At 64.3% G+C, this 12,885-nt stretch carries 11 protein-coding genes and 1 tRNA gene; 5 read left to right on the forward strand and 7 right to left on the reverse strand.

All coding sequences use genetic code 11. The annotated features are described in order from the left end of the window. Positions 1-108: 108 nt before the first annotated feature. The 3 genes from carB to K359_RS0126340 form a co-directional block, all read right to left on the reverse strand. The gene (gene carB / locus K359_RS0126330) at positions 109-3,573 is read right to left on the reverse strand and encodes a carbamoyl-phosphate synthase large subunit (RefSeq protein WP_029081992.1); all 3,465 of its coding nucleotides are present in this window, start codon (positions 3,571-3,573) and stop codon (positions 109-111) included. Between the two features lie 301 nt (positions 3,574-3,874). Then, a tRNA-OTHER gene (locus tag K359_RS0126335) sits at positions 3,875-3,950 on the reverse strand. 77 nt (positions 3,951-4,027) lie between these two features. Next, entirely contained in the window at positions 4,028-4,717 is a 690-nt protein-coding gene (locus tag K359_RS0126340) for a class I SAM-dependent methyltransferase (RefSeq protein WP_029081993.1), read from the reverse strand. 123 nt (positions 4,718-4,840) lie between these two features. On the opposite strand from K359_RS0126340, the gene K359_RS0126345 reads away from it, so the two are divergent. Next, positions 4,841-5,368, forward strand: coding sequence for a Dps family protein (locus tag K359_RS0126345; RefSeq protein WP_029081994.1), 528 nt, complete (start codon positions 4,841-4,843; stop codon positions 5,366-5,368). 169 nt (positions 5,369-5,537) lie between these two features. Here K359_RS0126345 and K359_RS0126350 read toward each other — a convergent pair whose 3' ends face one another. The 4 genes from K359_RS0126350 to carA all read right to left on the reverse strand — a co-directional run bounded on the left by K359_RS0126350 (position 5,538) and on the right by carA (position 9,225). Beyond that, positions 5,538-6,059, reverse strand: a complete 522-nt coding sequence (locus tag K359_RS0126350; RefSeq protein ID WP_029081995.1) for a cupin domain-containing protein — start codon at positions 6,057-6,059, stop codon at positions 5,538-5,540. 72 nt (positions 6,060-6,131) lie between these two features. Continuing rightward, on the reverse strand, positions 6,132-7,232 hold the full coding sequence (locus tag K359_RS0126355) for a mandelate racemase/muconate lactonizing enzyme family protein (RefSeq protein WP_084518517.1): 1,101 nt from the start codon (positions 7,230-7,232) through the stop codon (positions 6,132-6,134). A gap of 152 nt (positions 7,233-7,384) precedes the next feature. Beyond that, positions 7,385-7,882 carry a PaaI family thioesterase gene (locus K359_RS0126360; protein WP_029081997.1) on the reverse strand — a complete coding sequence of 166 codons (498 nt, stop codon included), beginning with the start codon at positions 7,880-7,882 and terminating at the stop codon, positions 7,385-7,387. Positions 7,883-8,031: 149 nt separating this feature from the next. Further along, the gene (carA, locus tag K359_RS0126365) at positions 8,032-9,225 is read right to left on the reverse strand and encodes a glutamine-hydrolyzing carbamoyl-phosphate synthase small subunit (RefSeq protein WP_029081998.1); all 1,194 of its coding nucleotides are present in this window, start codon (positions 9,223-9,225) and stop codon (positions 8,032-8,034) included. A 160-nt stretch (positions 9,226-9,385) separates the two neighbouring features. Between carA and K359_RS0126370 the strand changes: the two genes are divergently transcribed. The 4 genes from K359_RS0126370 (at position 9,386) to K359_RS0126385 (ending at position 12,765) form a co-directional block, all read left to right on the forward strand. Next, positions 9,386-10,087, forward strand: coding sequence for an alpha/beta fold hydrolase (locus tag K359_RS0126370; RefSeq protein WP_029081999.1), 702 nt, complete (start codon positions 9,386-9,388; stop codon positions 10,085-10,087). Positions 10,088-10,225: 138 nt separating this feature from the next. Next, positions 10,226-10,681 carry a GatB/YqeY domain-containing protein gene (locus K359_RS0126375; RefSeq protein WP_029082000.1) on the forward strand — a complete coding sequence of 152 codons (456 nt, stop codon included), beginning with the start codon at positions 10,226-10,228 and terminating at the stop codon, positions 10,679-10,681. 15 nt (positions 10,682-10,696) lie between these two features. After that, positions 10,697-11,164, forward strand: a complete 468-nt coding sequence (locus K359_RS0126380) for a hypothetical protein (protein ID WP_029082001.1) — start codon at positions 10,697-10,699, stop codon at positions 11,162-11,164. Between the two features lie 80 nt (positions 11,165-11,244). Beyond that, the gene (locus K359_RS0126385) at positions 11,245-12,765 is read left to right on the forward strand and encodes an FAD-dependent oxidoreductase (RefSeq protein WP_029082002.1); all 1,521 of its coding nucleotides are present in this window, start codon (positions 11,245-11,247) and stop codon (positions 12,763-12,765) included. Positions 12,766-12,885: the final 120 nt, after the last annotated feature.

Genomic DNA, 12,885 nt, shown 5'->3' on the forward strand with positions numbered 1-12,885 from the left:
AGCCCAGTGATATTCGGCCCCGCTAAGGGCCGTGACAACATCCATTCGCGCGGTGAGTTCCAGCCATTCGGCCAATTGACCGCGTCAAGCCTTCAGCCCGGGCAGCGGTCAGCTTTCGGAAAAGTAACTCTGAAGCGTGCGGACCTCAAGGTCCCCGTCCCGATAGGCCCGGATCCCCCGTGCGGCCGCCACCGCACCCGAAAGAGTGGTGTAATATGGCACTTTATGCAAGAGGGCAGCCCGACGCAGCGAACGGCTGTCGGCCAGCGCCTGCGGACCTTCGGTGGTATTGAAGACCAGCTGGACGTCGCCATTGGTGATGGCGTCGACGATGTGCGGCCGGCCTTCGAGCACCTTGTTCACCTTTTCCGTCGGCACGCCGTGGTCGCTGAGGTAGCGCTGCGTGCCCGAGGTTGCCATCACCTTGAAGCCGAGCGAGTGCAGCAGCCGCACCGCATCCGCGATCCGCATCTTGTCGTCGCCACGCACAGAAACAAACACCGTGCCTTGGCGCGGCACGCGGGTGCCGCCGCCGAGCTGGCTCTTTGCGAATGCGACCTCGAAGGAGCGGTCGATGCCCATCACCTCGCCGGTCGAGCGCATCTCCGGTCCGAGCACGGTGTCGACGCCCGGGAAACGCGCGAACGGGAATACCGATTCCTTCACGCCGACATGGCCGAGCTTCTTCTTCTTCAGCTTGAAGTCGGCGAGCTTTTCGCCGGCCATGATCCGCGCCGCGATCTTGGCGACCGGCATGCCGATCACCTTGGCGACGAACGGCACGGTGCGGGATGCGCGCGGGTTGACTTCGAGCACGTAGATATCGCCGTCCTTGATGGCGTATTGCACGTTCATCAGCCCGACCACGTCGAGGCCGAGCGCGAGCTCGCGGGTCTGCCGCTCCAGCTCCTCGATGGTCTTGGCGTCGAGCGAATGCGGCGGCAGCGAGCACGCTGAATCGCCGGAGTGGATGCCGGCTTCCTCGATATGCTCCATGATGCCGACGATGAAGGTGTCCTTGCCGTCGGAGAGGCAGTCGACGTCGACTTCGGTCGCATCCGACAGATAGCGGTCGAACAGCAGCGGGTTCTTGCCGAGCACGGTGTTGATCTGCCCGGTCTTGTCGTTCGGGTAGCGCGCCTTGACGTCGGCGGGCACGAGCTCAGGCAGCGTTCCCAGCAGGTAGTCGTTGAGCTGAGTCTCCTCGCGGATGATCTGCATCGCGCGGCCGCCGAGCACGTAGGACGGACGCACCACCAGCGGCAGGTCGAGATCGGCGGCCACCAGGCGGGCCTGCTCGACCGAATACGCGATGCCGTTCTTCGGCTGCTTGAGACGCAGCTTGTCGAGCACGCGCTTGAAGCGGTCGCGGTCCTCGGCGAGGTCGATCGCGTCAGGCGAGGTGCCGAGGATTGGCACTTCGGCGGCTTCCAGCGCCCGGGCAAGCTTCAGCGGGGTCTGGCCGCCGAACTGCACGATCACGCCATGCAGCGTGCCGTTCTTGCGCTCGGTCGCGATGATCTCGAGCACGTCTTCGCCGGTGAGCGGCTCGAAATAGAGCCGATTGGCGGTATCGTAGTCGGTCGACACCGTCTCCGGATTGCAGTTGACCATGATGGTCTCGTAGCCGGCGTCCTCGAGCGCGAAGCAGGCATGGCAGCAGCAATAGTCGAACTCGATGCCCTGGCCGATGCGGTTCGGCCCGCCGCCGAGAATGATCACCTTCTTGCGGTCCGACGGCGCGCTCTCGTCGGCAAGCTCGCCCGCGAACGGCCGCTCATAGGTCGAATACATGTAGGCGGTCGGCGAAGCGAACTCCGCCGCGCAGGTGTCGATGCGCTTGAACACCGGGCGCACCCCGAGCGCGTGGCGCTTGGCGGTGACGTCGGCTTCGATGGTCTGCGTGAGCACGGCGAGCCGCGCATCGGAAAAGCCCATCGCCTTCAGCATCCGCATCGCGAAAGCGTTCGCCGGCAGGCCGTTGCGGCGGACCTTGTCCTCCATCTCGACGATGGTGCGCATCTCCGCGAGGAACCAGGGGTCGATCTTGCAGGAGTTGAAGATCTCCTCGTCGGTCCAGCCGAGCCGCATCGCCTGCGCGACCTGCAGGATGCGGTTCGGCGTCGGCGTGCCCAGCGCTGCGCGGATCGCGTTCTTGTCGTCGCCGCGGCCGAGCCCGTCGATCTCGATTTCGTCGAGGCCGGTCAGGCCGGTCTCGAGCCCGCGCAGGGCCTTCTGCAGGCTTTCCTGGAAGGTGCGGCCGATCGCCATCACCTCGCCGACCGACTTCATCGATGTGGTCAGCGTGGAGGAGGCGCCGGGGAATTTCTCGAACGCAAAGCGCGGAATTTTTGTGACGACGTAATCGATGGTCGGCTCGAACGAGGCGGGGGTGGCGCCGCCGGTGATGTCGTTGGCGATTTCGTCGAGCGTGTAGCCGACCGCGAGCTTGGCCGCGACCTTGGCGATCGGGAATCCGGTGGCTTTCGAAGCCAGCGCCGACGAGCGCGACACGCGCGGATTCATCTCGATCACGACCATCCGGCCGTCGACGGGGTTGATGCCGAATTGCACGTTCGAACCGCCGGTCTCGACCCCGATCTCGCGCAGCACCGCCAGCGAGGCGTCGCGCATGACCTGGTATTCCTTGTCGGTCAACGTCAGGGCCGGCGCGATGGTGATGGAATCGCCAGTATGCACGCCCATCGGATCGAAATTCTCGATCGAGCAGATGATGATGCAATTGTCCTTTTTATCGCGCACCACCTCCATCTCGTACTCTTTCCAGCCGAGCACGCTTTCCTCGATCAGCACCTCGTTGGTCGGCGAGGCGTCGAGGCCGCGCTCGATGATGTCGAGGAACTCTTCCTTGTTGTAGGCAATGCCGCCGCCGGTGCCGCCCATCGTGAAAGAGGGGCGGATGATCGCGGGCAAGCCGATCTCCGACAGCGCCATCAGCGCCTCGCCGAACGCGTGCTCCTGATAGCGTTTGCGGCGGTCGTTCTCGCCAAGCGTCCACTGTCGCTCGAGTTCTTCCAGCGCCTCGCCGGACAGTTTCTCCCGCTCGGCGTGGTATTTGTCGCGGTAGGACTTCTTCAGCGCCGAGGCGTTGGCGAGCCGCGATTTTGGCGTCTCCAGCCCGATCTTGGTCATGGCCTCGCGGAACAGCTGGCGGTCCTCGGCCTTGTCGATCGCATCGGCGGTTGCGCCGATCATCTCGACGTCGAATTTTTCAAGCGTGCCCTGGCGGCGCAGGCTCAGCGCACAGTTCAATGCGGTCTGGCCGCCCATGGTCGGCAGCAGCGCGAAGCCGCCGGGAATGACGTGGCGTTCCTTTTCGATGATCTTGCCGACGATTTCGGGTGTGATCGGTTCGATATAGGTGGCGTCCGCCAGTTCCGGATCGGTCATGATGGTGGCCGGATTGGAATTGACGAGGACGACGCGGTAACCCTCCTCCTTCAGAGCCTTCACCGCCTGCGTGCCGGAATAGTCGAATTCGCAGGCCTGGCCGATCACGATGGGACCGGCGCCGATGATCAGGATGGTGGAGATGTCGGTTCTTTTGGGCATCAGCTCTCGCGGACTGGATTTTGGGCACAAAAAAAGGGCGCGCTGGTCGCGCGTCCCTCGGGCCATGCGCTACATCTTGTAGCGCAGGAAGCGCGATCCCTCGCGCGCGGGTGGTCTTTAGACCAGTTTCCGCACCCGCGAAACCCCCAAAAACGCCCAATCAACCGCGATTCTGGGGGAAATTCCTCATTGGATGGGGGCGGTTGGGAAGGCTCGGGATGCGAGGAGGGCTTGCCGAGGCCCGGCTTTGCCCCGCCGGTCCAGCGTGGCTGCGCCACGCGTAGCCCGTCAGGGCGAAGCGTGGAGGCCCGGCCTGGATTTGAACCAGGATAAACAGTGTTGCACCACTGCCGCGTCGACGCTTCCGCCACCGGGCCGAGAGGATCATTGCCGATTATTTCAGGGTCGGCCACGTTTACCTTTGGTTAAGGTTAATATTTTGTGCAACCCTTGATCAGTGGTGCGCCACGAACGTCATCCGCCACGGATTGTGTCCGATGTTGCGCGGCGCGCGCGTTGCGCTGAACCCCGCGGCGCCGAGCTTCGCGATCATCTCGTCCTCGCGGTAGCGCTGCAGCCCGATCTTGGTGCGCAACTGCCGGTAATCAGACAGTGCGGTTGAAGCTAGCCCGATCAAAGCATCGCGCAGGAAGCCGTGGGTCGCCGCGAAGCGCAGCAGCGCCACGACGTCCGTGGGCATGCCGACCTCAGGCCGCAGGATGTCGCCGAGCACGAAGCGGCCCGTCGGTTTCAGCAGGCGGTGGATCACGTCGAATGCGTTGTCGAGCTCCTGCGGCGTCATGTATTGCGCCACCGAGTTCATCACCACGAGGTCGATCGAATCCGCTTCCATGTTCTTCAGATCATCGAGCGAGCGAACGCGGATCCTGGTGTCGTGCGCGAAACGCGCGACCAGGCGCCCGCGGACGCCGGGCGCCGGCTCCGCCAGATAGAGCCGGGCGCAGGCGTTGGCGACCTTGGTCGCCGACAGCGCCTCGCCGCAGGCATAGTCCAGCACCACCGCGTCGGGTGAGGTGATGTAGCCGACGATGTCGTTTGCGATGACCTGGAAATGCAGGTCGCGGTGCAGTCGGCTTGCATAGATCGTATGCGTGGAATCGTAATAATCGATCCATTCATCCATCGCGTTTGGTATCCGGCAGAACGGGTTCCTGGCCCCAGGAACGGGTGGGCTGATGATGCGTTAGCGGTCCGGCGGCCAATGTTCAATGCGCCGAAGTACCGGTTCCTAACAGGAAGGTCCAACGTGAGCAAAGCCAAGACTGACAAGATCTCGCCCGATCTCGAGACGCCGAGCGACCTGCCGCAGGCTGCGGTGGACACGATTTCGGCCTCGCTCAACACGCTGCTGGCGGACGCCTTCGCGCTTTACCTCAAGACCAAGAATTTCCACTGGCACGTCAGCGGCCGGCATTTCCATGATTACCATTTGTTGCTGGACGAGCAGTCGGACGCGATCTTCGCCACCACCGACCAGCTCGCCGAGCGGGTACGCAAGCTCGGCGGCGCGACGTTGAGGTCGATCGGCGACATCGCCAGGCACCAGACGGTCAAGGACAATGACGAGGATTATGTGCCGCCGCGCGAGATGCTGCGCGAGTTGATGGAGGACAACAAGCACATGGCGGTAGCGATGCGCAAGGCGCACAAGATCGCCGACGACCACGAGGATTCCGGCACCGCCGGCCTGCTCGAAACCTTCATCGACGAAACCGAGCGGCGCACCTGGTTCCTGTTCGAGGCAAGCCGCCAGGAAGGCAGCAACGCGGCGTAGAATTCACCCTCTCCCCTTGTGGGAGAGGGTGGCGCAATCGAGCGGAGCGAGATGAAGCCGGGTGAGGGGTCTCTATCCGCGGATACAGACCCCTCATCCGGCTCGCATCTGCCGATGCGAGCCACCTTCTCCCACAAGGGGAGAAGGGAGGGTGAGTGTCCCCGGCGAGCTACCGCTTCCACAGCCGCAGCAGCGGCCCGCTCTTGCCCATCACCGGATCGGTCGCGGGGATCGCGACCAGCGGGATCGTCTTCAGTGCCTTGGCATGGCTCTCCGGCGTCGGCCGTTGCAGATCCATCGGTGGCCCCGGCGGATAGGCGCCGACCACGCTGAAATCGTCGCTCGAGGCCAGGCATTGATGTCCGGTGCCGGCCGGCAGGATCGCGACATCGCCGGCTGCGATCTCCAGCGCCTGCCCGTGCGCGCCGCCGAATTGCACGCGCGCGCTGCCGCGGGCGACGCCGAGCACCTCGTGCACGGTGGCGTGATAATGCGCGAAGTCGTAGACGCCGTTGCGCCACATCGCGCCCCAGCCGTTGCTGGCGAACAGCTGCTCGATCGTGGCCTCGGGATTTTTGCGGACGTCGACCGCGCCCCTGTAGACCAGGAACGGCATCGGATTGTTCGGCACCAGCCCGTCGTCCTGAAAGACAAAGGTCAGGGGTTCGGCATCGGACCTGACGACCGGCATGGTGGCTCTCCGCCGTTTCGAGGGACCGTGATCTCCGGACAAACCAAGCCGTCGGTCCGGAAACCGTTCCCGCTAGATCTTGAACTTCAGGACCTCGTCCTTGAATCTGAGCCCGTGCCCCGGCCGCTCCGGCGCCGTGATCATGCCATTGGCAATCGCCGGCGGATCAACCCAGAGGTCGTCGATCAGCGCCATGTTCTCGCACCAGATGCCGTTCGGAATCGAGGCCAGCAGGTGCACATTGAGCTCGGGAAACAGATGCGGCGCGATGGTGATGCCGAAGGTGTCGGCGAGCGCTGCGATCTTGCGCAGGTCCGTCATGCCGCCACGCATCGGGTCGGGCTGCAGGATCGGCAGGCAGGGATTGAGGAAGAACGGCCGCAGATCGTAGCGCGTGAAATGGGTCTCGCCACCGACGACGCGCATGTCGAGCGCCGCCGCGATACGCTGATAGCCGGCGAAATCGTCCGCCGGCACCGGCTCCTCGAGCCAGTAGATATCGTATTTTTCGAACTTGCGTCCCATCTCGATGGCGACATCGGCGCTCCAGCCCATGTTGACATCGATCATGATGTCGATGTCGGGCCCGAGCGCCTCGCGCATGCGGCGCACATTGTCGAGGTCTTGCGCGGGCGTGTGAACATGCGCGACCTGCATCTTGATCGCCTTGTAGCCCTGCTTCACGAAATGCAACGCCTTCTCGATCATGCCGTCGCCGCCCGCGCCGCGGAAGCAGCCGGAGCCGTAGATCGGAATTTCTGAGCGATAATGCCCCCACAGCCGGTGCAGCGGCAGGCCGGCGCGTTTCCCCACCGCATCCCACAGCGCAATGTCGAGCGCCGACATCGCCATCGCGGCGATGCCGCCGCGGCCATAGGTCATCGTCGCCGTCCACAGATCGCGCCAGATCGCCTCGATCGCGGTGGCGTCCTTGCCCTTGACGCGCGGGATGATGCACTCGTCCAGACAGGCCGCGATCGACTTCATCGCCGGGCGGAACACGAACAGATAGCCCATCCCGGTGATGCCGCCCGCGGTCTCGACCTCGCAGATCAGAATGTCGCGCGTCTCGCCCAGCGCTGCGCCCTTCAGCCAGCGATCATCGGCCCAAGGCAGCCGCAGCATCGTGACGCGGATGTCGCGGATGGTCATGTCTGAACTGGCTGACATCATCGGGCGTTTCCCTTTTCTGGCCGGATCAGGTTTGCCTGATCTCGGAGACGGAAACTCAATCACAGAACGCCGGCGCCAATCCAGCGCTGTTCGTCATGCCTCCAATGCGCCAAGACCTTACGCCAAGAACTTATGCCAGGACGCGATTGCCTTCAGCCATTCTTGGGAAGTTCGAATACCAGGCAGGTTGTCGTGGCATGCGCGATCAGCTTGCCCCTGTCGTCGGTAATGCGTGCTTCAGCAGTTGCGACGCGGCGGCCGGCATTGAGCACCTGGCCCTCGGTGCGGATCGTCCCGGTGTCCTGGCTCATGCCGCGGACGAAGGAGATCTTGAACTCCAGCGTGGTGTAGCCAAAGCCCTTCGGCAGCGTGCTCTGCACCGCGAGCCCCATCGCGGAATCCAGCAGGATCGCGGCGTAGCCGCCATGCACCGAGCCGATCGGGTTGTAGTGGCGCAGGCCCGGCACGCTGTGGATCACGACATGGCCGGCCTCGGCGGTGCAGTCGAACGGCTCGACATTCTCCATGATCGGCGGCTCCGGCAGGGTGCGGGCGAAGATGCCGCGCACGAAGTCGAGCCCGGACATCGACGCCATCACCTCCATCGAGGAGACACCGTATTCGGGCTTCGGGGCGGCGCTGTCGGTCATGTCGGCATTTCCCGTGATTTGATGCGAAGGCGCGTTGCTCGTCGGTGCTCGGAGCACATGACAGTCCGTCGTGCCCGGACTTGATCCGGGCATCCATCTTTCTTCAAGGGATGGATTGCCGGGTCAAGCCCGGCAATGACAGGTCGCGTCTAGGCCGCGCGCTTGTTCTGCCGCATCAGATCGGCAAACCGCTGGAACAGATAGTGCGAGTCGCGCGGGCCGGGGGAGGCCTCGGGGTGGTACTGCACCGAGAATACCGGCTTGCCGTCGAGCGCGATGCCGCAATTGGAGCCGTCGAACAGCGAGATATGGGTCTGGGTCGTGCCCTTCGGGAGCGTCGCCTGGTCCACCGCAAAGCCGTGGTTCATCGAGGTGATCTCGACCTTGCCGGTGGTCTCGTCCTTGACCGGGTGGTTGGCGCCATGATGGCCCTGATGCATCTTCATGGTCTTGGCGCCGACGGCGAGGCCGAGCATCTGATGGCCGAGGCAGATGCCGAAGGTCGGTGTGCCCGAATTGATCACTTTCTGGATCACCGGTACCGCATATTTGCCGGTCGCGGCCGGATCGCCGGGGCCGTTCGACAGGAACACGCCGTCCGGCTTCATCGCCAGGATGTCCTCGGCTGTGGTCGTCGCCGGCACCACGGTCACCTTGCAGCCGACGCCGGCGAGCAGGCGCAGGATGTTGCGCTTGATGCCGTAGTCGATCGCGACCACGTTGAATTCCGGCGCGGTCTGCTGGCCGAAACCCTTGCCCCATACCCAGGGAGTCTCATCCCAGGTGAAGCGCTGGCCGGAGGTGACCATCGGCACCAGGTCCATGCCCTCGAGGCCGGGCCATTCGCGGGCCTCTTCCTTCAGGCCGTGCAGGTCGAACTCGCCGCTCCTGGCGTGCGCGATCACGGCATTGGGCATGCCCTTGGATCGGATCAGCGCGGTCAGCGCGCGGGTGTCGATGCCAGAGAGGCCGATGATGCCGCGGGCCTTCAACCACTGGTCGAGGTGGCGGGTTGCGCGGTAGTTTGAAGGATCCGTGATCGCCGAGCGCAGGATCACGCCGCGCGCACCCGGCGTCGCGGCCATGTTCACCGTCTCGATATCTTCCTCGTTGGTACCGACATTGCCGATATGCGGGAAGGTGAAGGTGATGATCTGGCCGGCATAGGACGGATCGGTGAGGATCTCCTCATAGCCGGTCATCGCGGTGTTGAAGCAGACTTCGCCAACGGCGTGGCCTTCCGCGCCGAGGCCAAAACCTTCCAGCACGGTGCCATCGGCGAGCACAAGGAGCGCGGTCGGTTTATGGTCCGGCCAGGCGGGAGCGTTTTCAGGGGTTGTCATGAGCCCTTTAAATAGTCGCCGCACCCTGCGGCGTCAAAGCGAAACGGCGCGGATTCACACGGCAATCCCGGTCGATTTGACAGGCCGGAACGGCCTTTTAATCTAAAGTTCCCGCAAGCGGCCGTTTGCTTGCCGAAAATGACCCGGACCGGAGCCCCGCATGGACAACACGATGCCGATCCTGCTCGTCCCGGGCCTCATCTGCTCGCCGCGGATTTTTGCCCCGGTTATCCCGGCGCTGTGGCGGTTCGGGCCGGTCACGGTCGCCAACCACGTCAGGGACGACAATATGGGGGCGATCGCCCGCCGCATCCTGGCCGAGGCGCCGCCGCGCTTCGCGCTCGCCGGGCACTCGATGGGCGGTTACATCGCCTTCGAGATCATGCGGCAGGCGCCGGAGCGGGTCGCCAAACTGGCGCTGATGAGCACCCAGGCGCGCGCCGACACGCCGGAAGCAACCGCACGCCGCCGCGGCATGATCGAGCGGGCGAGGGGCGGCCAATACCGGAGCGTGGTCGACGAGCTCTATCCGGGCTTCGTGCATCCATCGCGGCAGGGCGACGCAAACCTGCGCCAGATTGTAAATGACATGAGCGAGGATGTCGGCGCCGAGGCCTTCATCCGCCAGCAAAACGCGGTGCTCGGCCGGCCGGATTCGCGGCCGAGCATGGCCTGGATCAAGTGCCCGACCCTGGTGCTGACATCGGACACCGACAACACCGTTCCGAACGCGCTGTCGGACGAGATGGCCAACGGGATTCCCGGGGCTAAGCTCGTCGTGCTCGCCAATTGCGGTCATCTTCTGCAACTGGAGCAGCCGCAGGCCTGCGCCGATGCGCTGGTCGAATGGCTCAGGAACTGAAGCGTTTTCGAGCGAAGCCTGCCCCGCACTTGATGCGGGGTGGATGCCGGTTCGCGCCAGGAAAACGCGGCGAAACAAGAGTTGTCCAGTCGTCCCAAACTGCCTACATGTGGGGATTGCTGGTTTAAGGACACCGAGATGCTGCGCGACGACATCAATACTGCGGTCAAGGAAGCGATGAAGGCGAAGGACGAGCGCAAGCTCTCCACGCTGCGCATGGTCAATTCGACCATCAAGAACGCCGACATCGACGCGCGCGGGCAGGGCAAGCCGCCGCTGTCCGATGCCGACCTGCTGAGCGTCCTGCAGAAGATGATCAAGCAGCGCCAGGAGTCGGTCGAGCTCTACGACAAGGGCGGCCGCGCCGAGCTCGCCGCCCAGGAGCGCGAGGAGATCGCCGTGATCTCTGCCTATCTGCCGAAGCAGATGTCCGACGACGACGTGAAGGCCGCGATCTCAGCCATCATCGCCGAGACCGGTGCCGCTGGGATCAAGGACATGGGCAAGGTGATCGGGGCGCTGAAGGCGAAGTATGCCGGCCAGATGGATTTCGGCAAGGCCAGCGGCCTGGTGAAGGCGGCGCTTGCGGGCTAGCAGTGGAGGCTTCCGGTGTTTCGTGTCGCCGCGGACAGTCTGGAAGCCTACCTCGCCTTTGATCCCGCCCGGACCGCGGATCTCGAACAACTGCATGCGGTGATTCGAAAGGCCGCGCCTGCGCTGAAGCGGCACTTTCATGCGGGCTCGCCGGCCGGCGAGGCCGGCATGCGCATGTGCATGATCGGTTACGGCCAGTTTCACTATGCGATCAAGTCCGGCAAGACGGCAGCGTGGCCCGTGATCGGGGTGGCACTGCAGAAGAACTATATCAGCGTCTATGTCGCGGTGACCCGAGGCGGCAAGCCGCTGGTGTCCTGTTACGCCGGCCAGCTCGGCGCATTGCGGACAGGCGGCAACAATTTCAGCTTTGAGACGTTTGTTGATCTGAAGGCGTCTGCCGTTGCGGCGCTGTTCACCGAGGCCGCCGATATCTTCAAGGCGGATAAGGAGAACCCGGTCCGCTATATGCAGGGAAGCTGATATCGGTTTGCCGAAATGGGGCGATGCCCTGTGAAAGCGGCGCCATCGGGGTGAAGTTCTGGATAAACTGGAGATAGGCCATGGCTGATCAGCAAGCCCCTTCCGGTCCGGATTTGACACAAGGCGTGGCACTCTCCGAATTCCCGGGCCCGATGTTGCTCGGCCATGTCGGCGACGAGGACGTGCTGCTGGTGCGTTCGGGGGCGGATATCTTCGCCATCGACGCTCATTGCAGCCACTACCACGGCCCGCTCGCCGAAGGCCTGGTGGAGGGCGTGACTGTCCATTGCCCCTGGCATCACGCCTGTTTTGATGCTCGCACCGGTGAAGCGACCGCCCCGCCCGCCCTGAACGCGCTCGGCGTCTGGAAGGTCGAGCGAGAGGGCGATCGCATCATCGTGCGGGAGAAGCGCGAGCAGCCGAAACCCCGCGTCAAGGGCCCGGTCGATGCGCCCGGCAGGATCGTGATTGTCGGCGGAGGCGCGGCAGGGTTTGCCGCTGCCGAGATGCTGCGACGGCAGGATTATCGCGGCAGCATCGTCATGCTGAGCGGCGAGGCCGAGCCGCCGGTGGATCGGCCGAACCTGTCAAAGGACTTCCTTGCCGGCAGCGCACCGGAAGACTGGCTGCCGCTGAAGCCGAACAGTTTCTATACCGACGCGGCGATCGATTTGAAACTCAGGACCGAGGTCAAGTCGATCGACACCGGCCGCCGCAATGTCGCGCTCGCCGGCGGCGGAGCGCTTCAGTATGACCGGCTGCTGCTGGCGACCGGCGCGGAGCCGGTACGGCTGCCGATCCCGGGCGCGGACCAGCCCCACGTTCATGTGTTGCGCACCGTCGATGATTGCCGGGCGATCATCGCCTCGGCCAGCGGAGCACGCCGCGCGGTTGTGATCGGTGCAAGCTTCATCGGGCTCGAGGTTGCGGCCTCGTTGCGCGCGAGGGAGATCGAGGTTCACGTGGTCGGGCTGGAACAGCGGCCGATGGAGCGCGTGCTCGGGCCTGACATGGGCGATTTCGTCCGCGCGCTGCACGAAGAACATGACGTCGTATTCCACCTCGGTGACACAGTGACCGCGATCGACGGCAAGCGCGCCCGCCCGAAGAGCGGGCCCGTGCTTGATGCCGATCTCGTCGTGGTCGGTGTCGGCGTGAAGCCGCGGCTGGCGCTGGCGGAAGGGGCTGGGCTCGCAATCGATCGCGGCGTGAAAGTGGACGCCTATCTCGAGACCAGCATTCCCGGCATCTACGCGGCCGGCGATATCGCGCGCTGGCCCGATCGGCACAGCGGCGAGAATATCCGGGTCGAGCACTGGGTGGTGGCTGAGCGCCAGGGCCAGACCGCCGCGCGGAATATGCTTGGGCACCGCGAGGTCTTCGACGCGGTGCCGTTCTTCTGGAGCCAGCATTACGACGTGCCGATCAACTATGTCGGCCATGCCGAGCAGTGGGACGAGATCGCGGTGGATGGCAGCATTGCCGGCAGGGATTGCGTGCTCCGCTACAAGCGCGGCGGGCGCGTGCTCGCAGTCGCGTCGATCTATCGCGACCTCGAAAGCCTCAAGGTCGAGGTCGCAATGGAGCGGGCGGCAGCCTGACCGCGTTCCCCTCAAGGAGGGGTTTGTGGTCTGACGGCAATGGTCTGGAGCGTTTTCGAGCGAAGTGGATACCGGTTCGCGTGAAGAAAAAGCGTCAAACAAGAATCTAGAGCCCCGTTC

Source organism: Bradyrhizobium sp. th-b2 (genome assembly GCF_000426785.1).
In the GTDB taxonomy this organism is placed as follows: domain Bacteria; phylum Pseudomonadota; class Alphaproteobacteria; order Rhizobiales; family Xanthobacteraceae; genus Bradyrhizobium; species Bradyrhizobium septentrionale.